The organism is Acidovorax sp. FG42 (assembly GCF_057809195.1).
In genome coordinates, this window is record NZ_JBMDJM010000022.1 from 24,652 (window position 1) to 45,383 (window position 20,732).

At 64.8% G+C, this 20,732-nt stretch carries 25 protein-coding genes and 1 tRNA gene; 14 read left to right on the top strand and 12 right to left on the bottom strand.

Annotation, left to right across the window (positions count from 1 at the left end):
• Positions 1-43 precede the first annotated feature (43 nt).
• The 7 genes from ACODSM_RS19795 to ACODSM_RS19825 all read left to right on the top strand — a co-directional run bounded on the left by ACODSM_RS19795 (position 44) and on the right by ACODSM_RS19825 (position 5,641).
• Positions 44-466, top strand: a complete 423-nt coding sequence (locus ACODSM_RS19795; protein WP_110959517.1) for a group II truncated hemoglobin — start codon at positions 44-46, stop codon at positions 464-466.
• A gap of 113 nt (positions 467-579) precedes the next feature.
• A complete protein-coding gene (locus tag ACODSM_RS19800; RefSeq protein WP_015012900.1) occupies positions 580-1,173 on the top strand; it encodes a LemA family protein in 594 nt (197 codons plus the stop codon).
• A gap of 19 nt (positions 1,174-1,192) precedes the next feature.
• Complete coding sequence (locus ACODSM_RS19805) at positions 1,193-2,284, top strand: M48 family metalloprotease (protein WP_488806612.1); 1,092 nt, start codon at positions 1,193-1,195, stop codon at positions 2,282-2,284.
• A gap of 41 nt (positions 2,285-2,325) precedes the next feature.
• Positions 2,326-2,799, top strand: coding sequence for a RidA family protein (locus tag ACODSM_RS19810; protein ID WP_199170872.1), 474 nt, complete (start codon positions 2,326-2,328; stop codon positions 2,797-2,799).
• Entirely contained in the window at positions 2,796-3,209 is a 414-nt protein-coding gene (locus tag ACODSM_RS19815) for a GFA family protein (protein WP_488806613.1), read from the top strand. The genes ACODSM_RS19810 and ACODSM_RS19815 overlap by 4 nt, the downstream gene beginning before the upstream one ends.
• A gap of 11 nt (positions 3,210-3,220) precedes the next feature.
• A complete protein-coding gene (locus ACODSM_RS19820; RefSeq protein WP_099729467.1) occupies positions 3,221-3,454 on the top strand; it encodes a DUF7661 family protein in 234 nt (77 codons plus the stop codon).
• Between the two features lie 120 nt (positions 3,455-3,574).
• Complete coding sequence (locus ACODSM_RS19825) at positions 3,575-5,641, top strand: bifunctional 2',3'-cyclic-nucleotide 2'-phosphodiesterase/3'-nucleotidase (protein ID WP_488806614.1); 2,067 nt, start codon at positions 3,575-3,577, stop codon at positions 5,639-5,641.
• A gap of 140 nt (positions 5,642-5,781) precedes the next feature.
• Here ACODSM_RS19825 and ACODSM_RS19830 read toward each other — a convergent pair whose 3' ends face one another.
• Complete coding sequence (locus ACODSM_RS19830; protein WP_488806666.1) at positions 5,782-6,525, bottom strand: Smr/MutS family protein; 744 nt, start codon at positions 6,523-6,525, stop codon at positions 5,782-5,784.
• A 185-nt stretch (positions 6,526-6,710) separates the two neighbouring features.
• Positions 6,711-7,424, bottom strand: a complete 714-nt coding sequence (gene radC / locus ACODSM_RS19835; protein ID WP_056641656.1) for a RadC family protein — start codon at positions 7,422-7,424, stop codon at positions 6,711-6,713.
• A 97-nt stretch (positions 7,425-7,521) separates the two neighbouring features.
• Here radC and ACODSM_RS19840 point away from each other — a divergent pair, with 97 nt between their 5' ends.
• Positions 7,522-7,986, top strand: coding sequence for an FKBP-type peptidyl-prolyl cis-trans isomerase (locus ACODSM_RS19840; RefSeq protein WP_015012908.1), 465 nt, complete (start codon positions 7,522-7,524; stop codon positions 7,984-7,986).
• Positions 7,986-8,981, top strand: coding sequence for a 4-hydroxy-3-methylbut-2-enyl diphosphate reductase (gene ispH, locus ACODSM_RS19845; protein ID WP_488806615.1), 996 nt, complete (start codon positions 7,986-7,988; stop codon positions 8,979-8,981). Before ACODSM_RS19840 ends, ispH begins: the two co-directional genes overlap by 1 nt.
• A gap of 131 nt (positions 8,982-9,112) precedes the next feature.
• On the opposite strand, the gene ACODSM_RS19850 is transcribed toward ispH, so the two are convergent.
• Complete coding sequence (locus ACODSM_RS19850) at positions 9,113-9,844, bottom strand: CBS domain-containing protein (protein WP_488806616.1); 732 nt, start codon at positions 9,842-9,844, stop codon at positions 9,113-9,115.
• Between the two features lie 166 nt (positions 9,845-10,010).
• On the opposite strand from ACODSM_RS19850, the gene ACODSM_RS19855 reads away from it, so the two are divergent.
• The 3 genes from ACODSM_RS19855 to ACODSM_RS19865 all read left to right on the top strand — a co-directional run bounded on the left by ACODSM_RS19855 (position 10,011) and on the right by ACODSM_RS19865 (position 12,424).
• The gene (locus ACODSM_RS19855; protein ID WP_488806617.1) at positions 10,011-10,952 is read left to right on the top strand and encodes a threonine/serine dehydratase; all 942 of its coding nucleotides are present in this window, start codon (positions 10,011-10,013) and stop codon (positions 10,950-10,952) included.
• Positions 10,953-10,984: 32 nt separating this feature from the next.
• Positions 10,985-12,301 (top strand): serine--tRNA ligase, encoded by a 1,317-nt coding sequence (gene serS / locus ACODSM_RS19860; RefSeq protein WP_488806618.1) that lies wholly within the window; start codon positions 10,985-10,987, stop codon positions 12,299-12,301.
• A 33-nt stretch (positions 12,302-12,334) separates the two neighbouring features.
• A tRNA-Ser gene (locus ACODSM_RS19865) sits at positions 12,335-12,424 on the top strand.
• Between the two features lie 157 nt (positions 12,425-12,581).
• On the opposite strand, the gene ACODSM_RS19870 is transcribed toward ACODSM_RS19865, so the two are convergent.
• The 9 genes from ACODSM_RS19870 to ACODSM_RS19910 all read right to left on the bottom strand — a co-directional run bounded on the left by ACODSM_RS19870 (position 12,582) and on the right by ACODSM_RS19910 (position 18,077).
• A complete protein-coding gene (locus tag ACODSM_RS19870; protein ID WP_488806619.1) occupies positions 12,582-12,848 on the bottom strand; it encodes a hypothetical protein in 267 nt (88 codons plus the stop codon).
• 356 nt (positions 12,849-13,204) lie between these two features.
• Positions 13,205-14,254 carry a plasmid recombination protein gene (locus ACODSM_RS19875; RefSeq protein WP_488806620.1) on the bottom strand — a complete coding sequence of 350 codons (1,050 nt, stop codon included), beginning with the start codon at positions 14,252-14,254 and terminating at the stop codon, positions 13,205-13,207.
• A 1-nt stretch (position 14,255) separates the two neighbouring features.
• Positions 14,256-14,552, bottom strand: coding sequence for a hypothetical protein (locus tag ACODSM_RS19880; protein ID WP_488806621.1), 297 nt, complete (start codon positions 14,550-14,552; stop codon positions 14,256-14,258).
• Positions 14,549-14,752, bottom strand: a complete 204-nt coding sequence (locus ACODSM_RS19885) for a hypothetical protein (RefSeq protein ID WP_488806622.1) — start codon at positions 14,750-14,752, stop codon at positions 14,549-14,551. The genes ACODSM_RS19880 and ACODSM_RS19885 overlap by 4 nt, the downstream gene beginning before the upstream one ends.
• 185 nt (positions 14,753-14,937) lie before the next feature.
• Complete coding sequence (locus ACODSM_RS19890) at positions 14,938-15,192, bottom strand: hypothetical protein (protein ID WP_488806623.1); 255 nt, start codon at positions 15,190-15,192, stop codon at positions 14,938-14,940.
• A 97-nt stretch (positions 15,193-15,289) separates the two neighbouring features.
• Positions 15,290-16,024: a hypothetical protein gene (locus ACODSM_RS19895; RefSeq protein ID WP_488806624.1), complete on the bottom strand. Its 735-nt coding sequence runs from the start codon at positions 16,022-16,024 to the stop codon at positions 15,290-15,292.
• A 92-nt stretch (positions 16,025-16,116) separates the two neighbouring features.
• Complete coding sequence (locus ACODSM_RS19900; protein ID WP_488806625.1) at positions 16,117-16,407, bottom strand: helix-turn-helix domain-containing protein; 291 nt, start codon at positions 16,405-16,407, stop codon at positions 16,117-16,119.
• Positions 16,404-16,727 (bottom strand): type II toxin-antitoxin system RelE/ParE family toxin, encoded by a 324-nt coding sequence (locus tag ACODSM_RS19905; protein ID WP_488806626.1) that lies wholly within the window; start codon positions 16,725-16,727, stop codon positions 16,404-16,406. The genes ACODSM_RS19900 and ACODSM_RS19905 overlap by 4 nt, the downstream gene beginning before the upstream one ends.
• Positions 16,728-16,742: 15 nt before the next feature.
• Positions 16,743-18,077, bottom strand: coding sequence for a tyrosine-type recombinase/integrase (locus ACODSM_RS19910; protein ID WP_488806627.1), 1,335 nt, complete (start codon positions 18,075-18,077; stop codon positions 16,743-16,745).
• 509 nt (positions 18,078-18,586) lie between these two features.
• Here ACODSM_RS19910 and selD point away from each other — a divergent pair.
• Positions 18,587-19,624: a selenide, water dikinase SelD gene (selD, locus tag ACODSM_RS19915; RefSeq protein ID WP_488806628.1), complete on the top strand. Its 1,038-nt coding sequence runs from the start codon at positions 18,587-18,589 to the stop codon at positions 19,622-19,624.
• On the top strand, positions 19,624-20,730 hold the full coding sequence (gene mnmH / locus ACODSM_RS19920) for a tRNA 2-selenouridine(34) synthase MnmH (protein ID WP_488806629.1): 1,107 nt from the start codon (positions 19,624-19,626) through the stop codon (positions 20,728-20,730). The genes selD and mnmH overlap by 1 nt, the downstream gene beginning before the upstream one ends.
• The last annotated feature ends 2 nt before the right edge of the window (positions 20,731-20,732 follow it).

Sequence of the window (20,732 nt, forward strand, 5' to 3'; positions counted from 1 at the left end):
AAGGCTTCCCGACACCGCCTGGCAACCTCTTTTTGCCAACCCCATGGAATCCACCCCCTCGTCCTCCGCCGCAGAGGCCCCCGTGGCCACCACCCCTTTTGAATGGATCGGCGGCGAAGAACGCGTACGCGCCCTGACCGAGCGCTTCTACGACCTGATGGACCTGGAGCCCGGTTACGCCGAGCTGCGTGCCGCCCATGGCAGCGATCTGGGCCAGGCCCGGCAAAAGCTGTTCATGTTTCTGTGCGGCTGGCTGGGCGGGCCGTCGTACTACACCGACCAGTTTGGCCACCCCCGCCTGCGTGCGCGCCACATGCCGTTTGCCATCGGCATCAAGGAGCGCGACCAGTGGGTGGCCTGCATGGACCAGGCCATGGGCGAGACCGGCGTGCCCACCGACCTGCGCGTGCGGCTGAAGGAAAGCTTCATGGGCACGGCCGACTGGATGCGCAACAAAGGGGTGTAGCCATCCCGCAAGGCGGCCCTCTTTTGCGCCCTTGAAGGGCGCCCTTACGGGTTTCCCGAGGCTTCGCCCACAGGCTCTAAGATGCTCCCTACAACAAATTCAGGAGGTGGGGTATGTCGGCAACTGCATGGGTCGTGGTCGTTGTGCTGGTCGCTGTGGGGTTGTGGGCTGTGGCGGTCTACAACCGGCTGGTGCAGTTGCGCAACCGCATTGCCAACGCGTTTGGCCAGATTGATGTGCAGCTCAAGCGCCGGTATGACTTGATTCCCAATCTGGTGGAGGTGGCGCGCGGCTATCTCGCGCACGAGGCCGCCACGCTGGAGGCCGTCATCAAGGCCCGCAGCCAGGCGCAGGGCGCGGCTGCAGCGGTGCGTGCCGCACCGCAAAGCGCCAGCGCCATGGGCGCGCTGGCAGCGGCAGAGGGCGTACTCGGCGGCAGCTTGGGCCGCCTGATGGTGGTGGCCGAGAGCTACCCTGAACTCAAGGCCGACGCCACCATGCAGTCGCTGTCCGAAGAAATCACCAGCACCGAAAACCGCCTAGGGTTTGCGCGCCAGGCCTACAACGACCAGGCGCTGGAGTTCAACGATGCGGCGGCGCAGTTCCCGGACCTCATCGTCGCGCGCCTGCTGGGTTTTGCGCCTGCGCCCATGCTGGCGTCCACGCAGTCCGATGAAGAGCGCGCCGCGCCCCGGGTGAAGTTCTGACCCTTCCACTGCCACACCCATGAAGTTCTGGGATCACCAGCACAACGCACGCAGCGAGACACGCCGCCTGCTGCTGGGTTTTGCCTTCGCTGTGGTCGTGCTGGTGGCCGCCGTGCATGCGGCCCTGGCGCTGGCCTGGTGGCTGATGGTTGCGGTGCTGCCCGTGCACTTGCCCTTCCCCCAAGGTTTTCTGGCCGCCAATGTGGGGGTCTCGCTGATGCTGGTGCTGGGCGGCTGGTGGGTGGAGACGTCCAACTTGCGCGCAGGTGGTGTCAAGCTGGCGCAGCGTGTGGGCGCGCGCGAGTTGCGCCCGTCGCTGTCGCGCGCCGAGCAGCGGCTGTCCAACATCGTGGACGAGCTGTGCATTGCTGCGCACATGCCACGCCCGCAGATCATGGTCATGCCGCGCACCGATGCCATCAACGCGTTCGCTGCCGGGTGGGATGAGAGCGACGCCGTCATTGCCGTGACGCAGGGCGCCCTGGACTACCTCACCCGCGAAGAGATGCAGGGCATGGTGGCGCACGAGCTGAGCCATCTGCACGAGGGCGACACGCGCCTGAAGATGCGCCTGGCGGGCATGGTGTTCGGGTTGGAGCTGGTCTACAACTTTGGCGACACGATGCGCGAGCGCCGGGGCCTGGCCTGGTGGTTCGGTTCGGCCATCATGGTGGCGGGCTTTGCGGGCTGGCTCACCGGCCGCATGCTCAAGGCCGCCGTATCGCGACAGCGCGAATACCTGGCCGACGCACGCGCCGTGCAATGGACCCGCAGCCGCGATGGCCTGGGTGGCGTGCTGCGCAAGGTCATGGCCCAGCGCCGCGACACACCGGCTGGGTATGCCGAGAACCCCGTCCACACTGGCTTGGCCCACCCGGCCGTGCAACACATGCTGCTGGTGGACGTACCCGGCCGCAGCCGCATGGAGCGCTGGCTGGATACCCACCCCACGCTCGACGACCGCGTGCAGCGCGTGTATGGCCGCCGCATGCAGCCTTTGCCCGCCGTGCCCGTGCACGCAGGGCATGAATCGGCGCGGCGTGACGAGGGTGGGGCGCCCGTCACCGTGTCGATCGCCTCGCTGGTAGACCCTTTTGCGCGCTTCATGTAGCCCGCTGCGAAGGCTGCAGTTTTTTCAGGAGACCCATGTCCATGTCACGCGACGCGAGATTTCAGGAACAAGCCCAGGTACTGGGCTACTGCTTTGATGGCGAGATCAAGATTGGTGGCAACTACGTCCCGCTCGTGCGGGACGGCCACCACATCTACCTGAGCGGGCAGATCCCGCGCGTGGGCGATACCGTGGTGGTCACGGGCGCTGCCGGGGCGGTCGCCACGCTGGCCGATGCGCAAAAAGCAGCGAAGGTGTGTGTGATGCGGGCGCTGGCCTTGCTGCAGCGCTCGCTGGGTTCGCTCGATGCCGTGCAATCCATTTTGCGCATCACCGTGTACGTGCAGTCGGCGCCTGCCTTCACGCAGCAAAGCGAGGTGGCCGACGGTGCCTCCGAGGTGCTGTTTGCCGTGCTGGGCGAGGCTGGTGCCCACACCCGCACCTCGGTGGGTGTGCTACAGCTGCCCAAGAACGCGACGGTGGAGGTGGACTTGATCGCGTCGGTGGCGCCATGACGACGCCTGCTGCTGTGCACCGAGGCAGTTGCCTGTGTGGTGGCGTGCGTTACGAAACCACGGCGCCATTGCAGGGTGCATCGCACTGCCACTGCTCGATGTGCCGCAAGGCGCATGGTGCGGCGTTTGGCAGCTATGGCAGCGTGTTGCGTGTGTACCATCGTTTCGTGTCTGGGCAAGGGCTGACGCGCACCTACCGGTCTTCGCCCCCGGTCACGCGCACGTTTTGCTCGGTGTGTGGCTCGCCCTTGCTGTGGCACAGCGAAGGTTCCTATACCGAGTGGGTGGCCGTGCCGCTGGGTACCTTGGACACCGCCTACGAGGCCCCTCCCCAAAAGCACATCCACGTGGCCTCCAAAGCCGCATGGGTAGTGATCTGTGATGGTTTTCGGCAAGAGGCCGAAGGATAGATCGGTACCCCATGGCAGCACCGTTGAACTCTTACCCCCGTTTTAATGTTTTCGGCCGCATCGTCGAAGTGCGCCGCGAAGGTGCGCTGTGGCAGGCCTACCGAGTGGGCGCAGATGGCAAGCGCTTGCCGTCGGGCTTTGTGATCCCCGACTTTGTCGAAGAGCATGAGCTGGCACAGTTTCTGGAAGACCTGTTCCACGAAAGCGCCTCGCCGCACAACGGCGACGTGTACCGTATCGATTGAGTCGCTGCAAGGCGCACTGGTCGCAACACGAGGCACAAGTGTTGCGGCCACGTTGCCACGTCACACCGCTGTCAAACCCGGCCCAGACACTCGGTCCCTTGTTTCCAACAGGGACTGTTCATGTCTGAACGCATTCTGGGTTTTCTGATTTTTCCTTCGCAGGTTTCACGCCGTGTCGCCACACTGGGTGTGGTGGCGCTCGCTGCGTCGCTGGCTGCCTGCGGCGGCAGTAGCGACAACGCCAGCAGCAACGCGGGCGCCACGGCCACGCTGGCCGTGCTGGAGACCACCGACCTGCACTTCAACGTGCGCAGCTACGACTACTTCAAGCTGGCCGAAGACAAAAGCTACGGCTTTGAGCGCACGGCCACGCTGGTGCGCGCGGCCCGCAAGGAGTTTGCCAACACGCTGCTGGTGGACAACGGTGACACCATCCAGGGCACCGCACTGGCCGACTACGAGGCCAGCATCAGCCCTATCCCGTGCACGCAGCAGCTGTCCATGTACAAGGCCATGGGCGCGCTGGGCTTTGATGCGGGCACGCTGGGCAACCACGAGTTCAACTACGGCCTGCCCTTCCTGAACCAGGTGCTGGGCGGCGGGCTGGATGTGGACGGCGTGGACCCCTCCAAGAAGTGCGCAGGCTCTGGCTACCCCGCCGTGCTGGCCAACGTGTACAGCAATAAGACCAAGAAGCCGCTGGTGCAGCCCTACACGCTGCTGGAGCGCACGCTGGTGGCCAAGGGTACGGATGGCAAGGAGGTGAAGCTGCCGATCAAGATCGGCGTGATCGGCTTTACCACCCCCGGCATCATGAACTGGGACAAGCGCTACCTGGAAGGCAAGGTCTACACCGAAGGCGCCGTGGAATCCGCCAACAAGTACGTGCCCGAGCTGCGTGCCAAGGGGGCTGACATCGTGGTGGCCTTGTTGCACGGCGGTCTCGACAGTGCCGCCTACTCGGCCACCATGGAGAACCCCGGCCTGTACCTGTCGAAGGTGGCAGGTATCGACGCGATGGTGATGGGCCACCAGCATGGCGTGTTCCCCGACACGGCCGCCACGCCCAGCTTCAACCTGGCCGGCGTGGACCACAAGGCGGGCACCATCAACGGCGTGCCTGCCGTCATGGCCAGCTCCTGGGGCAAGGCCCTGGGTGTGGTGCAACTGGCGCTGCAGTGGGACGGCAGCAAGTGGGTGGTCAACAAGACCGCCAGCAAGAGCGAGCTGCGCAACATCCAGAGCAAGAATGCCGCTGGCGCCACGGTGACTGTGGATGCAGACCCCGCCATCGCCCCGCTGATCGAGACACAGCACCAAGCTGCAATCCAGTATGTGAAGACACCGATCGGCCAGACTGACTTCCGCATGAGCACGCTGTTTGCTGATGTGGGTGACCCCGGTGCGATCCAGATCGTGAACCAGGCCCAGCAGGCCTATGTGGCGGCTTACATCAAGGCCAGCCTGCCGCAGTACGCTGCGTTGCCCGTGCTGTCGGTGAGCGCGCCGTTCAAGAGCGGCTTCCAGGGCGGTGCCGACTACACCGACGTGGCCGTGGGCCCGCTGGCCATCAACAACGCGGCCGACCTGTACCTGTATCCCAACACGGTGTACGCGGTGAAGGTGAACGGCGCGGACATCAAGAACTGGCTTGAAGCCGCTGCCAAGCGCTTCAACCAGATCGACCCGGCCAAGACCACCGAGCAGCAGCTCATCAGCACTTTCCCGGGCTACAACTTCGACATGTTCACCACTGCGGACATGCAGTACGAGATCGACGTGACCCAGCCCGTGGGCAGCCGCATCAAGAACCTGACCTACCTGGGCAAACCCATCGATGGGGCGCAGGAGTTTGTGATCGCTACCAACAACTACCGCGCCATCAGCGGCAAGAGCTTTATCGACAAGCTGGACGGCTCGGGCACCATCTGGGCCTCGCCCGATGCCAACCGCGACGTGGTGATCGACTACATCCGCAAGAACCCGGCGGTGACCCGCGCAGCCAACGGCGCGGCCAAGAGCTGGCGCTTTGCCAAGGCCACAGTGGCGGGGCCGGTGGTGTTCAGCTCAGGCGCCAATGCGCTCAGCGTGGCCCAAGCGGCCGGGCTGGGCAACGTGTCGTTGCTGGCGGCCGATGATGGGTCAGGCAAGGGCACGTCGAAGTACGGCGTGGACTTGTCCAAGTAGTCGTCCCCCTGCCGTTGTGGGCGCCGTGGCGGTGCGTGCGTTCGCAGCGCCGCCACGGTGCGGTCTGTTGTAGAGCACTGAGTTGCTCTGTTTTTAATAGCTGCAAACGCATATGGATCTAGAGCTTGCGGCTATTTTCATCAATTTTTGCGCAAAACGGGTTGCAGCAGCACCACCAGGGCGCCCGCGCCGCCATCCATGGGCCGCGCCTGCACGAAGGCCAGTACCTCGTTCTTCTGCACCAGCCAGCGCTGTACGCGGCCCTTGAGCACAGGGCTTTTGCCGGGCGAGCCCAGTCCCTTGCCATGCACCACGCGCACGCAGCGCAGGCCGATCTTGTGCGCGTGGCGGATGAATTCACCCAGCGCCTCGCGCGCGTCGTCCACACGCAGGCCGTGCAAGTCCAGGTGGCGCTGAATGCTCCAGTGGCCTGAGCGCAGGCGGCGCGTCACTTCCACGCCGATGCCTGGGCGGCGAAAGCTGAGCTGGTCGTCGGTGTCCAGCAGGGTGCTCACGTCGAAGTCGTCGCTGATGGATTCGAGCAGCACCCGCTCCTCGTCCAGCCAGTGCTGCACCGGCAGCGGCGGCGGCAGGTGGCGCCGCAGCCGCGCCACATTGGGGTTGCGCAGCGGGGTGACAGGGCCCACGCTGCGGCTGAAGAGGTAGCGCTCGGCCTCGGCCCGTGCTGCCGCTTCGCGTCGGGCTTTGTCTTCGGCCTCGCGGCGCTCCTGCTCCTCGCGCAGGCGGCGGGCCACGGTGGCCAGGTCCTGCAGCTGGGTGATGCGCTCACCCGCACGGCGCGGGGCCGGAGGGGCTCGGCGGCGGGGTGGTGAGGGGCTCGCTGCGGCTGTGGGCCCGGCGGGGGCCTGGCGCAGCGGGCGCATCGCTGCCTTGGCGGCTGCCTTTTTGTCAGCCAGGCCTGCGCGCCGGGCGGACCGGGGTGCGCTGGGGGCCGGGGCGGCGGCTGTGGCTTCCACCGGGGGCGCCTTGCCGGGAACAGCGCGCGCAGCACGCGCCAGCGCGGCTTGCAGGGCCGTGGGCGGCTGGGCGGGCGTGGGGGCTGGGGCGGTCACACCAGGCCCTTTTCAGCCATTGACAGCGCCTGGCCCGGTGCCACGATCACATGGTCGAGCACGCGCACGTCCACGAGGGCCAGCGTGGTCTTCAGGGTCTGGGTCAGCGCCTCATCCGCACGGCTGGGTTGTACGCTGCCGCTCGGGTGGTTGTGGGCCAGCACCACGGCGGCGGCCTGGTGGTGCAGGGCACGCAGCACCACCTCGCGCGGGTACACGCTGGTCTGCGTGAGAGTGCCGCGAAACAGCTCCTCCAGTGCCAGCAGGCGGTTTTGCGCATCGAGAAACAGCACCGCAAACACCTCGTGCCCCTTGGCGGCCAGGTGCAGTTGCAGGTAGTGCTTGACGGTATCGGGCGAGTCGAACACTTCGCGTTCACGCAGCTGCTGGGCCAGGGCACGGCGGGCCAGCTCCAGCACGGCCACCAGCTCGGCGCGTTTGGCGGGGCCCAGGCCTTTGATCCGCTCCAGATCGGCCGCGCTGGTGTGTAGCAACCCGGCAATGCCGCCAAAGCCGCCGGTGACAGCGCCCGTGTCCGGGTCGATGCCGGGCGGGTCCAGCAGCTCCTGCGCCATCTGCAGCACGCCCTTGCCCACGATGCCGGTGCGCAGCAGGATGGCCAGCAGTTCGGCATCGGCCAGCGCAGCGGGGCCGCGCGCCAGCAGTTTTTCGCGGGGCTGGGCGTCGGCGGGCAGGTCTTTGAGGGGCATGGCGCGAAGAAAGTACGTACGGGGCAGGGCACCGATGGACCCAGCCGATAGGGGTTTCCCCGGTTTTCTACAATCGGGGCAGTTTATCGGGACTCTCATGACCTCTATTTCCACCCCCCTTCCCACCGTTCAGCCGGGCTCCTTCCTCACGCTGCACTACCGCCTGGCTGGCCCAGCGGGGGATGTGATCAACACCTTTGCCGACAAGCCGGCCACCCTGTCGCTGGGCACGGGCGAGCTGTCGCCCGCCATGGAGCAGCGCCTGCTGGGCCTGGCCGAGGGCACGCGCACCACGTTCGAGCTGCCTGCAGGCGAGGCTTTTGGCGAGCGCAACCCCGACATGCAGCAGTGGGTGGCGCGCAAGCTGATGAACGAGCTGGGTGACCCCGACGAAAAGTACAACGTGGGCGATGTGGTGCAGTTCCCCACGCCCGACGGCCAGGGCAGCTACGCCGGGGCCGTGATGCAGGTGCGCGAAGACGGCGCCGTGCTGTTCGACTTCAACCACCCGCTGGCGGGCCAGCCTGTGACCTTTGAAGTGCAGCTGATCGGGATCCTGTGATGCTGGCGCCGAAAGAAATCCTGCTGGCCGAGCCGCGCGGCTTTTGCGCCGGTGTGGACCGCGCCATCGAGATCGTGGAGCGCGCCATCCAGAAGTTTGGCGCCCCCATCTATGTGCGCCACGAAATCGTGCACAACACCTACGTGGTGAACGACCTCAAGGCCAAGGGCGCGATCTTCATTGAAGAGCTGTCGGACGTGCCCCCGGGCGCCACGCTGGTGTTCAGCGCCCATGGCGTGAGCAAGGCGGTGCAGCAAGAGGCCGAGGCGCGCGGCTTCAGCATCTTCGATGCCACCTGCCCGCTGGTGACCAAGGTACACGTCGAAGTAGCCAAGCTCGCCAAAGAGGGCTACGAGTTCATCATGATCGGCCACAAGGGCCACCCCGAGGTGGAGGGCACCATGGGCCAGCTCGACCACGGTATCCACCTGGTGGAAGACGTGGAAGATGTGGCCCGCGTGCAGCCCGCGCAGACCGAGAAGCTGGCCGTGGTCACGCAGACCACGCTGAGTGTGGACGACGCGGCTGAAATCTCTGCCGCCGTGCGGGCGCGCTTTCCGAATGTGCGCGAACCCAAGCAGCAGGACATCTGCTACGCCACGCAAAACCGGCAGGACGCCGTCAAGGTGCTGAGCCCGCAGGTGGACGTGGTGATCGTGGTGGGCAGCCCCACCAGCTCCAACAGCAACCGCCTGCGCGAGCTGGCGGCCAAGCTGGGCACCACGGCCTACATGGTGGACAGTGCCGACGAGCTGCAGGGCGAATGGTTCAAGGGCCTTGCACGCGTAGGGCTGACCGCCGGAGCCTCGGCGCCGGAAATCCTGGTGCAGCAGGTCATCGACCGCATCAAGGCGCTGGGCGCGGTGTCGGTGCGCAGCATGGCGGGCATTGAGGAGACCATCAAGTTCCCGCTGCCCAAGGGGCTCAAGATCGACGCGGCCACGGGTCTGGAAATTCGTGAGCGCACGCCGGAGACAGGGCCATCTGCGCGCTGACTGCGCCGTTCGGGGCTACCGCTGATCGTGCGAGGGCGCCAGCAGGCGCCCTTTTTTTATTTGCTCCTGAATTGATAGCTGCTGGCGCATATTCCTCTAGCGCTACCAGCCAATTTGGTTCCAATCTGCCCCTACAGAGGCACGGCCGGCCCGCTCCACAGGTCCAGCGGCGGGTCGGCCGCCACGGCGCGCAGGATGTCGGTGCGTGAAATAAAGCCCGACAGCACGCCCGCCTCGTCCGTCACCGGCAGGCCGGGCAGGCCGGTGTCCAGCAGCACGGCGGCCACGCGGCGCAGTTCGGTGTCGGGTGACACGGTGGGCACCGGGCTCACCATCACCTCGGCCACCGGGCGGCGGGCCAGGTCGATGGCCTGCTTGACGGCGCCGGGCTCGGGCAGCAGGTCCAGCGGCGCCATGTCGGCCCGCAGCAGCAGACCGATCACGCGGCCCAGCGCGTCCACGACGGGGGCCTGTGCCACCCGGTGCTCGGCCAGGGTCTGCCAGGCATCGTTCACGCGCACATCGGGTGCCACACTCACGCCGCCGGTGGTCATCACATCGCTCACCTTGGTCAACGGCTGGCGGGCACTGGCCTGGTGGCCTTGTTCCGTTTGCGCGTAGGCGCTCACGGCATCCTGCAGGCGCAGGTTGACGACGGCGCCGGGTGCCGCCGCATGGGTGTGGTCGGCGGCGGTGGGGCGGGGCGGGGCCGTGAAGACGGGTACCGGCTGCCCGTCTTGTGCGTCCATGGCCCGCGTGCGCAGGGCCTGCGGGCGTTGCACGCTGCGCACTGCAGAAATACGTGCCAGGTTTTCGGGGCCGCCCCGGTACATCTGGCCCGACGGGCCGAACACAAAGAACATGCTTTTCTCCTGTGTGCAGAACCGCCGGACGGGTGGGTTTGGAACTGCTTTGCCCATGTTATCGGCAGTTGTGAGGCGCACGTGCAGTCCACGTTGTGTCTGCATGTTGCGGGCAGCCCCTACACTGCCCCTTCTTTTGACACCACCTGCCATCCGGAGCCCCTGCATGATCGACCGCGCCGCCATTGCTGCAGCCCGCCGCCAACTGGCCATCCAGCCCGACTTTTTGCGCACCACGCCGCTGATGCGACTGTCCGGCAAATCCTTGGGCGTGGACTGTGCCGAGGTCTGGCTCAAGCTGGAGCATCTGCAGGTGGGCGGCAGCTTCAAGGCGCGCGGCACGTTGTATCGCCTGCTGGCCAACCCGGTGCCTGAGAGCGGCGTGATCATCGCCTCGGGCGGCAACGCGGGCATCGCCGTGGCGGCGGCCGCCCAGGCGCTGGGTGTGCGCTGCGAGGTGTTTGTGCCCGAGGTTTCGCCCGAGGCCAAGCGCGCCCGCCTGCGCGCCCTGGGGGCGGAGGTGGTCGTCACCGGCGCTGCGTATTCCGAAGCCTTTGAAGCCTGCGTGGCCCGCCAGCAAACCACCGGTGCCTTGCAGGCCCATGCCTACGACCAGCCCGAAGTGGTGGCCGGCGCGGGTACCTTGGCGCTGGAGATGGAAGAGCAGGGCGGCCGCCTGCCCGACACGGTGCTGGTCAGCGTGGGCGGTGGTGGCCTCATTGGCGGGGTGGCCGCCTGGGTGGAAAGCCGCGCCCATGTGGTGGCGCTGGAGCCCGAACGCGCGCCCACCCTGCATGCCGCGCGGGCTGCGGGCCAGCCGGTGGATGTGGAGGTGGGTGGCGTGGCCGCCGACTCGCTCGGTGCCCGCCGCATCGGGGCGATCAGCTGGGAGGTGAGCCAGCGCCATGTGCACGACGCGTTGCTGCTGCCCGACGACGCCATCCGGGCGGCCCAGCTGTGGCTGTGGAAGGAGCTGAAACTGGCTGTGGAGCCCGCTGCCGCGCTGGGCTTGGCCGCATTGCAAACCCGCGCCTACAAGCCCCAGCCGCAAGAGACGGTGGCCCTGATTCTCTGCGGCGCCAACTTTGACCCCGCAAGCTTGGCCTGAGCTGGTGCCGACCACCCCCTTAAAATCCTGCAATGCTTGACATTCTTCTCCTCCGCAAAGACCTCGACACCGCCATCGCGCGGCTGGAAACCCGCAAAAAGCCCCAGGCCTTCCTGGACGTCTCCGCTTTCCAGGCCCTGGAGTCCGAGCGCAAGACGCTGCAGACCCGCACCGAAGAGCTGCAGGCCCAGCGCAACCAGCTGTCCAAGCAGGTCGGCATGCTGATGAGCCGGGGTGACAAGGACGGCGCCGAAGCCGTCAAGGCCCAGGTGGCCGCAGGCAAGGTCGAGCTGGAACAATCGGCTGCCCGCCTGGAACAGATCCAGTCCGAGCTGCTGGCCATGCTGGTGGCCGTGCCCAATCTGCCGCACGAATCCGTGCCCGTGGGCAGCGACGAAGCGGGCAATGTCGAAGTGCGCCGCTGGGGCACGCCTGCGAAGTTCGATTTTGAAGTGAAGGACCATGTCGATGTGGGCACCCCGCTGGGTCTCGATTTCGACATGGGCGTGAAGCTCTCGGGCTCGCGCTTTACCGTGATGAAGGGCTCTATCGCTCGCCTGCATCGCGCGCTCAGCCAGTTCATGCTGGACGTGCAGACGCAAGAGCACGGCTACACCGAGTGCTACGTGCCTTACGCTGTGAACGCCGACTCGCTCAAGGGCACCGGCCAGCTGCCCAAGTTTGAAGGCGATTTGTTTGCAGCCAAGAAGGGCGGCCAGGATGGCGAGCCCGTGCCGGACAACGCGGCGCTGTACCTCATCCCCACCAGCGAAGTGCCGTTGACCAACTTCGTGCGCGACGTGGTGGTGGCCGAGGCCGACCTGCCCATCAAGCTCACGGCCCACACGCCATGCTTCCGTTCCGAAGCAGGCAGCTACGGCCGCGACACGCGCGGCATGATCCGCCAGCACCAGTTTGACAAGGTCGAGATGGTCCAGATCGTGCACCCCGACAAGAGCTACGAAGCGCTGGAGGAAATGACCCGCCACGCCGAGGCCGTGCTGCAAAAGCTGGGCTTGCCCTACCGCGTGATGAGCCTGTGCACGGGCGACATGGGCTTTGGCGCCGCCAAGACCTACGACCTGGAAGTGTGGCTGCCCGCGCAGAACACCTACCGCGAAATCAGCTCGGTGAGCAACTGCGAAGCGTTCCAGGCGCGCCGCCTGCAAGCCCGCTTCAAGAATGCCCAAGGCAAGAACGAGCTGCTGCACACTCTGAACGGTTCCGGCCTGGCCGTGGGCCGCGCACTGGTGGCGGTGCTGGAAAACTACCAGCAGGCCGATGGCAGTGTGGTGGTGCCCGAGGTGCTGCGGGCTTACCTGGGCGGCACCGCCGTGCTCAAGCCCTGAAAATCTGGCTATAATCGAAGGCTTCGACACACAGGAGAGGTGGCAGAGTGGTCGAATGTACCTGACTCGAAATCAGGCGTAGTGGCAACACTACCGTGGGTTCGAATCCCACCCTCTCCGCCAGTACAAAAGAAACCCTGCTATTTAAAAGATAGCGGGGTTTTTTCTTTTCCGTCCGATGTAAGGGTAGATGTAAGACGATTCTGAAAATGCATCGCCAGCTACTGCAACAAAAAAGCCCCACGGCGGGGGCTTGAGTGGTGTGTTTCGCGGATGCGCTCTAGCGGCAGGCCAGCGGTGTGACCGCCTCGATAACCTCGCAAGCCTCTACATCAAGCGTCAGGCTTGCCGGGTCAGCAGCGGCGCAGGCTTTGCGCAGTCTGGCCTTTGCTGTGGCCTCAGCCTTGCGCGCATCGTTCACCACGGGCACGGTGAACCAACGCAAAGTATCCGCGTTTTTCTTTGTGACAGCGATGCGATGCAGTCGGGCGCGGTTCCACGCCAGTGCAGCAGCGGCCACGGCTTCAAGTTGTGCGGTTTGATTCATTGGTGCGGCACCTTTCAGGGTTGGGGCTGTTCTGACACTCAGGTTTTCTCAGGCGCTCGCTGCGGTCTTTCATCGCGGCTTGAATGGCATCCGAAACCTTGACATTCGTTAACAGGCGGCTCGCTTGCTTTGCCGCCGTCTGCCGTCTGCGCCTGGGTTTGATACGGTTTGATTCTTTTCAATGCGGGGTTTTTTCTGCGCGTGCGGAACTGCGGGGTTTCTGGCTTCGCAAGGCTCCAAACTTTTGAGCCCCCCTCCTTTTTTGTGGACGGTTAGCACAAGCAAGGGAACTTCTCGGTTTACGTCCTGAAGGGTTGCAAGATTCGCAGCCCCCCACCTGTGCGTGGTGGCTGCGGTCAATCATCCCAAGCGGCTAGGTCGTGTGCGTAGTCGTCACGTTCGCGGGTCGTGCCGTCGTCGCCAACATGCACGGCGGGCACTGGGGCGGTGCGGGCAGGCTTGCGGGCTTGTCGTTCAATGGCGGCCTGCTGTGCTACGCGGGCCACGGTCAGGCGCTGGGAAGCTGTGGCGGTTTTGAAGGTGGTTTTTGGGTCAATCCCTACACAGGATAGGGATTGGACTTTTTCACCCTGTTTTGCAATCCCTATAGGGTTTGCTGCGCTGCCCATCGCGCTCCCTTCAATCCCTATAGGGTTTGGCGCGGTCAGGGTTTGGCAGTCTTTGGGGGCACTCAGTTCTATCCCCAGCGCACGCACTGCGGCGGTCGGGTCGCGCTCGATGGCGGCCACCAGCACAGGCCACAACGGGCCATTGGCAGCAGGCAGTCCCATTGCCTCACAGTGGGCCAGGACGGCGGCCACAGCCCAGCGCTTGGGCTCTCCGCGCAGCTTGGCCGATTCACGCTGCAACCCGGCAGGCCCGGCCACCCTGTTGAAAAAGCTCTCGCGCAGTCGCAGCAGCTTGGGGCGCTCTATTGGCTTGCCTCCTGCATATATGCCATCAGCCAGCGGCAGCAGCAGGACGTGAAGATGCGGCGCAACCTCGTCGGCATGGCGCACGGCAGACAGCACCGGCAGCGGCAGGGCCTGCGCCAGCCAGGCCAGGCAGTGGGCAAAGTAGGTGGCAGGTTCAACCCCAGACGATGGCGGCAGGCTGAAAACAAACTCCAGCGCCTGAACGTGGTCACGGCGCATGACGGCAGGATTGAGCTCGGCAGCGGCCAGCAAGGACACGGCCAGGGCTTGCACCTGGGCAGCACCCGCAGGCCCGGCCAGGATGGCATTGGCGGAGCTGCGGCCTGGGTCAATCCGGCCCACGCTGCCATGCTCGGCCTGAATCTCGCGCAGGTTGTGGCGGGCGGCTGTCAGCAGGTCGCAGGGCTTGCGTCCATTGACTCGGCTCAGGCCGATGGTCTTTGCGGCAAAGTAGGCAACGTCACCGGCCATGTCAGCAGCCCCCCTTGCGCTGGCGGTGCAGCAGGTCGCCTTTGAGCAATGCCAGCAGGTCATGGTGCTGGCGGTTCGTCATGCCGGGCAGCTCGGCCAGAAACTCGCGCTGTTCGTCATGCGGCAGAGCCTTGGCCAGCGTCTCGCAATGCTTCATCGCCAGCAGGCCAGCGTGTGCAGCCTTGAGCAGCTCGGGGCAGCCATAGCGGTGCACGGCGGCGGCCTGAAACATCAAGCGGCGCGAGACGCCGATGCTTTGGGCCAATTGCTGCATGGTCGGGTGCACTGGTGCACTCATGCTGCACCGCCTCTCATGCGGCGTGCCTGCCACTGGTGCAGCTTGCGGCGGTCGGCAATGGTTAAGAAGTACACGCCAGGGCGGCAGATGTGGCCGTCGCGGTCAACGAAGTTGATGCGCTTGCAGGGCAGCTCCAGGCCACGGCGACGCAGCTCCGCGACGAGCTCAGGGCCATTGCTGCAACCGGCAAAGGTGTCCAAGTTCTCACGGGGCAGGGGGCGGCGCAGTAGGGCTGCGATTGCACGCAGGTGGCGCGGGTTGTCTGTGCCGGTAAACTTCGCGCTGTTCGGGGCGCTCGGGTTCTCTTTTGGGGGCTCGGGCGTTTTCATTTGCCAGCCCTCCAAGTGCGCACGCGCAGCAGCAGGTAAAAGACGGCGGCCACCATTTAAGCCACCCCCAATGCGGCCTTGATGCCAGCAACGGGCCAGCCCAAGCGACCATTGATGCGCACGGGGCGCAGGCCATCGGGGAAGGTTTCTGCGCAGGCCCAGCCGCGCAGGGTTTGCGGCTTGCGCAGCAGGTAATGGGCGGCCTGCTCGGTCGGAACCGTGGGGCGGCTCACCTGTTCCAGCGGGGGGAACTGTTGGGGCTCAGGTACAGCGCGGCGGGTGTCTGTGCTGTGAAGGGATGCGGTCTGCATTGGTTACCGTCTTTCTGCCCTTGCGGGCGTTGATTAAGGACGGTTCCCAATTCTTCGCATATGTCGGCAGGTAAGCGCCTGCCGTTCGCTTTCCGGTTTACTTGCCGAAAAGGCGTTCGCGGTGTGCGTTCAGGTCTTGTGCCAGCGCTTGCCGGGTGATGCGCAGGGCCTTGGCAATCCTGCCAATGCCGCGCGGCAAGGCTGAGTAGGTGTTTATCGGCATGGTCAGGCCCTCATCAATGCACATTTGCCAGCGGCGCGCCTGCCGTTGTTCTGCGTTTTCTGCCACCATTGGCGCTGCCTGGGGCTCGGCTTGCTTTGCTTCGGGGGCAATGTATTCATCGGCCAGGGCGTGAACGTCATAGCCCCCCACGCGGCAATCATCGGGCACCGTTTCAAAGTCGGGTTCATCGTCGGTCAACATGCCCTTGGTGTAGCGCATCAATATGCCGTTGCGTTCCTCGAAACTATCAAACGTGCGCCAGCTTGCGCGGCCTACGTTCGCTAGGTGTTGGCAGGCGGAAAGCGGCAATGTTGGGATGGAACCAGCGGGCACGATGTTTTCATTGGGCTCGTCCTTGTTGAATAGAACGCCTCCATCATGTTTGCGAACCTTTGCGGCATGGTGCACGATGGCGCGCAGCGTGATTTCGCCTCGTCCTGCGGCTCGCAGAAAATCGCGTGCGGTAATTTCCTCCCCAGCGTGTTTGCTGGCAAACCCTGCGGCTTCTTCCAGTGTCAAAAGGTCTGTATCGGCCAATCGCCCCCCGCGCCATTCGCTGCGCGGTTGCAGGCGCTCAAACTTCGGATATTGATAGCTCATTGCTTGCATAGCACCCCCTCAGTGCAACCCTGAACAGGAGCCCCAGCAGGCGGGCAGGGATACCCGCTTTTCGGTTCGCGGCCCTAGCTGGGGCGAAACGGTCAGGCGTGTGCGGCCTGAGGCTCGATGTGCACCACGGCGCGGGCTCCCACGGCCTGGGCATAGCGCTGCACACTGCGCAGGGAAGGTGCGGCCTTGCCACCCTCCAGGCGGGCAACGGTGCTTTGCGTCGTGCCCATGCGCTGCGCTACCTCGGCTTGCGTCAGCCCGGCGCGGGTGCGCGCTGCAATCAGCTCACGGGCCAATGCAAATTCATCAGCCTGGGCTTGGTACTCGGTGCGGGTGTCCGGGCACGCCAGCAGTTCGGCCTTCAAGGTGTTGAGCGTTTTCATTCTTGCGCCTCCAGTCGGTTCAGGGCGGTTTCTATGGCCTTGCGGGGCGTGGTCTGGGTCTTTTTCACAAACACATGCAGCACCAGCAGGCGGCGGCCTTGGACGGCGGCATACACGGCGCGGGCGATGCCATCGCGGCCTTGCATCCTCATTTCCCACAGCTTGCTTTCCAGCGGGCGAATATGCGGCAGGCCCACGCGCTGCGGCCCAAAGTCTTGCAGCATCTCGGCAATGTGCAGAAACCGGGCCTGCATGTCGGCAGGCAAGGCCAATAGCTCCGGCTCGGCCAGCGGGTGAAGGGCTACCGTCCAATCACTCATATTATCTCTTTTTTGCTATGTGTTCGCTATCACGCGCAGCTTGCCCGGCTCTGCTTGTGCGTCAAACACAATCCCGGCCTGTTCCAGTATCCAAGCCTCGATGCGCTCATGGTGCACGCGCAGCAGGTCAAGTGGTCGGACGGTGTAATGCTTTTCAGCGGTAGCGCTGGGCTTGTGTCCCATGATTTGAGCCACCACACCAGCAGGGATTTCTAGCCACTCGGTCAGGCTCTTGAATGACCGGCGCAGGCCGTGAATGGTTAGCCCCTCGATACCAGCCACGGCGCAGGCGTCATGGTGGTTGTTTCTGGCAATGACAATGCGGCCACCTTCGGCGCTGGCACTTGAAAAAACCCACTCATTGCGGCGTGGCAGGGCTTGCAGCAGGTGCCAAACGTAGGGCGTCAAGGGAATGACGCGCACACCATCGGCCCCGCCTTTGCTGGCGTCTTTGTCTCGGATGGTCAGGCCGCGCCACTTGGTATTCACGTCGTCCCAGCGCAGGCCCAGCACTTCACCCGCACGGGCACCCGTCAAAAGCAACGTTTGCAGGTAGGCCGCCACCACTGGGTTTTGTTGCTGTCCAACGGCAGCAAACCAAGCGGGCAATTGCTCTTTCAGCAATGCGTCTTGCTTGACCCCGGCTTTACCCAACGACTCGCGGGCCTTCTTCGTTTTTGCGGGGTTCGCGCCGGTCAGCGCGGGGGCATATTCCGGCTGTTCAGCGCACCAGCTCAAAAAGGCTTTCAGGCAGCGCCATGCAAGGCGGGCAGCAGCGGGGCGGGTTTGGGTCTCGCGTGCGGCCCATGCCTCGATGACGGGCGCGGTCAGGTCACGCAGCGCAAGCGCCATCAGCGGGTGCAGGATGCCGGGCGCAGTCACGCCACCAGCGGCGCGCTTGGATGCAACCCCGCCCGCCTTCACTAGCAAAAGATGCTCGTTGTAATGCCGGTCTCCCCAGCGCGGGCGGCGGGCCTCCAAGTACACGGCCCACGCCTCGCCCACGGTTACGGCTTTGGCCGCAGCGGCGGCCTGGGCTTGTTCCTCTGCCACGGCGGCGGCCAGTGCTTTCCGCTTGAGGGTGCGTGGGTCGGTGCCTTCGTCAATCAGGCGTTGCAGTTCACGGGCCTTTGTCTGTGCCTGGGGGATGCTCCAGGCACCAAGGCTGCCAATGGTCACACGAACGTCTTTGCCTTGGTACACGCCCTGAAAAACGTAGGCGGGCTTACCCGCTGGCGTGGCACGCAACCCCAGCCCCGGCGTTGTCGCATCCCACATGAAAGCTTGTTTCCTGTCGGGCGGGCACTTGAACCCCGATACCCGGCCAGCGGTGAACGCAACCTTTGCCATGCGTTGCCCCTTTCGGTATTACATCGGCCAAGATGTAAGGGAGGATGTAAGACTATTTGCCAAAAAATGCCGAATTTCAATCAACATGTAGCATGGATGTAAACACAGCAAATTCCATTTAAGTTGTTGATTTGTATTGATTCTATCAGCATCAATCAACACTATGAAATGTCAATTTCCTCTGACTCGAAATCAGGCGTAGTGGCAACACTACCGTGGGTTCGAATCCCACCCTCCCGCCAGTATCAAGGCCCTGTAGCTATTTAATCGATAGCACAGGGCCTTTTTCTTTGGGTCCGCTGGAACATTTCAGGCGGCTGGATGGCCCGCTTCGGGCGCTGCGGTTGAAGAGACTCGCAGATTCGCCGCTGTGTGGGTATTGCCGTACAGATGCGGGAATGACAGGGTATTGATTGCGATGCATGGCCGCATTTCCCTGCAGCGCCAGAATACGGTTTGCGCGGCCCGCGCCTGATGCCATGAAAGAACCTTGCATGCTCCTAGACACCTTGACAACACCCCCCATCCGCCTGACCCAGTACAGCCACGGCGCCGGCTGTGGCTGCAAGATCAGCCCCAAGGTGCTGGACGTGATCCTGGCGGGCAGCGGGGCGCAGCACCTGGACCCCCGGCTTTGGGTGGGCAACACGTCGCGCGACGATGCGGCGGTGTATGCCCTGGATGCGGAGCGCGGCGTGGTGTCAACCACCGATTTTTTCATGCCCATCGTGGATGACCCGTATGACTTCGGGCGCATTGCTGCCACCAACGCGATCAGCGACATCTACGCCATGGGGGCTGATCCGCTGATGGCCATCGCTATCCTGGGATGGCCGGTGAATGTGCTGCCGCCCGAGGTGGCGCGTGAGGTGGTGCGCGGGGGGCGTGCGGTGTGCGACGCGGCGGGCATTCCCCTGGCGGGCGGGCACTCCATCGATGCGCCGGAGCCCATCTTCGGCCTGGCGGTGACGGGCATCGTCGAAAAGCGCCACCTCAAGCGCAACGACACGGCCACGGCGGGTTGCCGTCTTTATCTCACCAAGCCCCTCGGAATCGGCATCCTGACCACCGCCGAAAAAAAGGCCAAGCTGAGGCCCGAGGATGTGGGCGTGGCGCGCGACCTGATGTGCACGCTCAACCAGCCAGGGAGCCGGTTTGGCCGGCTGGCCGGCGTGCAAGCGATGACGGATGTGACCGGCTTCGGCCTGTTGGGGCACCTGGTCGAGATGGCCGAGGGCAGCGGCTTGAGCGCCGTGATTGACTACGCGGCCGTGCCGCGACTGGAGGGGGTGGACTACTACATGGACCAGGGCTGTGTGCCCGGCGGCACGCTGCGCAACTTTGACAGTTATGGCGCCAAGATTGCGCCCCTGACGGAGGTGCAAAAGCACCTCCTGTGCGACCCCCAGACCAGCGGGGGGCTGCTGGTGGCCGTGAGCCCGGAGGGCGAGGCCGAGTTTCTGCAGGTGGCCGCAGAACTGGGCCTGGCGCTGCAGCCTATCGGTGAGCTCACCCCGCGACAGGCCTTTGCCGTCGCGCTGCGCTGATGCCCACCAACCTCACGGACTACCGGCACATCTTTTTGAACGATGTGCCCATGATGGATGTGCGCGCGCCGGTGGAGTTTGGGCAGGGCGCGTTTCCTGGTGTTGCCAACCTTCCCCTGATGGACGATGGCGAGCGCCAGCAGGTGGGCACCTGCTACAAGCACAAGGGCCAGGAGGCCGCGATTGCGCTGGGGCACCAGCTGGTGTCGGGCACCATCAAGCGCCAGCGCATTGAGGCGTGGGCGCAGTTTGCGCGGGCGCATCCGCAGGGCGTGCTGTACTGCTTTCGTGGCGGGTTGCGCTCGCAGATCGTGCAGCAGTGGTTGCTGAACGAAGCGGGCATCGACTACCCCCGGGTGGTGGGGGGCTACAAGGCCATGCGCGGGTTCCTCATCGGCACCACGCAGGCTGCGGCGGCAGAGTGCGGGTTTGTGGTGCTCAGTGGCCTGACCGGCACCGGCAAGACCGAAGTGATTGCGCAACTGGCCAACGGCTTGGATCTGGAAGGCCATGCCAACCACCGTGGTTCCAGTTTTGGCCAGCGCGTCAGCGGTCAGCCCACACAGATCGACTTTGAGAACCGGCTGGCCATCGACGTGCTCAAGAAGCGTGCACTGGGCCACAAGACTTTTGTGCTGGAGGACGAGGGTCGCCATGTGGGTAGCTGTTCTGTGCCGCTGGAGCTGCGTCAGCGGCTGGAACGGGTACCCATCGTCTGCTTGGAGGATGCTTTTGACGCCCGTGTGGAGCGCATCCTGCGCGACTATGTGCAGCAGCAATGCGCTGATTTTGTGGCGACCCATGGAGAGGTGGCTGGGACCGACCTGTTTGCGGCGCGGCTGCTCGACAGCCTGGGCAAACTCGCCAAGCGTCTGGGAGGCGACCGCTACCAGGCGCTTCGCGGGTCGATGCAGGCGGCGCTCGTGCAGCAGCGCTGCCGGGGCGATTTGTCGCTGCACCGGGACTGGATTGCCGCACTCATGCGTGACTACTACGACCCGATGTACGCCTACCAGCGGCTGAGCCGCGCCGACCGCATCGTTTTCCAGGGTGACCACCGGGCGGTGCTCGACTTTCTGCAGTCGCAGTCGGCGCCTCGCGGCTAGCT

Excerpts from the sequence above, each read along its gene's own strand:
- ACODSM_RS19825 (WP_488806614.1), top strand. The coding sequence starts at position 3,575 with ATGTCTGAACGCATTCTGGGTTTTCTGATTTTTCCTTCGCAGGTTTCA.
- ACODSM_RS19820 (WP_099729467.1), top strand. The coding sequence starts at position 3,221 with ATGGCAGCACCGTTGAACTCTTACCCCCGTTTTAATGTTTTCGGCCGC.
- ACODSM_RS19870 (WP_488806619.1), bottom strand. The coding sequence starts at position 12,848 with ATGAATCAAACCGCACAACTTGAAGCCGTGGCCGCTGCTGCACTGGCG.
- mnmH (WP_488806629.1), top strand. The coding sequence starts at position 19,624 with ATGCCCACCAACCTCACGGACTACCGGCACATCTTTTTGAACGATGTG.
- ACODSM_RS19890 (WP_488806623.1), bottom strand. The coding sequence starts at position 15,192 with ATGCAGACCGCATCCCTTCACAGCACAGACACCCGCCGCGCTGTACCT.
- ACODSM_RS19905 (WP_488806626.1), bottom strand. The coding sequence starts at position 16,727 with ATGAGTGATTGGACGGTAGCCCTTCACCCGCTGGCCGAGCCGGAGCTA.
- radC (WP_056641656.1), bottom strand. The coding sequence starts at position 7,424 with ATGCCCCTCAAAGACCTGCCCGCCGACGCCCAGCCCCGCGAAAAACTG.
- ACODSM_RS19840 (WP_015012908.1), top strand. The coding sequence starts at position 7,522 with ATGACCTCTATTTCCACCCCCCTTCCCACCGTTCAGCCGGGCTCCTTC.
- ACODSM_RS19880 (WP_488806621.1), bottom strand. The coding sequence starts at position 14,552 with ATGAGTGCACCAGTGCACCCGACCATGCAGCAATTGGCCCAAAGCATC.
- ACODSM_RS19850 (WP_488806616.1), bottom strand. The coding sequence starts at position 9,844 with ATGTTCTTTGTGTTCGGCCCGTCGGGCCAGATGTACCGGGGCGGCCCC.
- serS (WP_488806618.1), top strand. The coding sequence starts at position 10,985 with ATGCTTGACATTCTTCTCCTCCGCAAAGACCTCGACACCGCCATCGCG.
- ispH (WP_488806615.1), top strand. The coding sequence starts at position 7,986 with ATGCTGGCGCCGAAAGAAATCCTGCTGGCCGAGCCGCGCGGCTTTTGC.
- ACODSM_RS19855 (WP_488806617.1), top strand. The coding sequence starts at position 10,011 with ATGATCGACCGCGCCGCCATTGCTGCAGCCCGCCGCCAACTGGCCATC.
- ACODSM_RS19810 (WP_199170872.1), top strand. The coding sequence starts at position 2,326 with ATGTCACGCGACGCGAGATTTCAGGAACAAGCCCAGGTACTGGGCTAC.
- ACODSM_RS19795 (WP_110959517.1), top strand. The coding sequence starts at position 44 with ATGGAATCCACCCCCTCGTCCTCCGCCGCAGAGGCCCCCGTGGCCACC.
- ACODSM_RS19895 (WP_488806624.1), bottom strand. The coding sequence starts at position 16,024 with ATGCAAGCAATGAGCTATCAATATCCGAAGTTTGAGCGCCTGCAACCG.
- ACODSM_RS19830 (WP_488806666.1), bottom strand. The coding sequence starts at position 6,525 with ATGCGCCCGCTGCGCCAGGCCCCCGCCGGGCCCACAGCCGCAGCGAGC.
- ACODSM_RS19900 (WP_488806625.1), bottom strand. The coding sequence starts at position 16,407 with ATGAAAACGCTCAACACCTTGAAGGCCGAACTGCTGGCGTGCCCGGAC.
- ACODSM_RS19815 (WP_488806613.1), top strand. The coding sequence starts at position 2,796 with ATGACGACGCCTGCTGCTGTGCACCGAGGCAGTTGCCTGTGTGGTGGC.
- ACODSM_RS19910 (WP_488806627.1), bottom strand. The coding sequence starts at position 18,077 with ATGGCAAAGGTTGCGTTCACCGCTGGCCGGGTATCGGGGTTCAAGTGC.
- ACODSM_RS19805 (WP_488806612.1), top strand. The coding sequence starts at position 1,193 with ATGAAGTTCTGGGATCACCAGCACAACGCACGCAGCGAGACACGCCGC.
- ACODSM_RS19875 (WP_488806620.1), bottom strand. The coding sequence starts at position 14,254 with ATGGCCGGTGACGTTGCCTACTTTGCCGCAAAGACCATCGGCCTGAGC.
- ACODSM_RS19800 (WP_015012900.1), top strand. The coding sequence starts at position 580 with ATGTCGGCAACTGCATGGGTCGTGGTCGTTGTGCTGGTCGCTGTGGGG.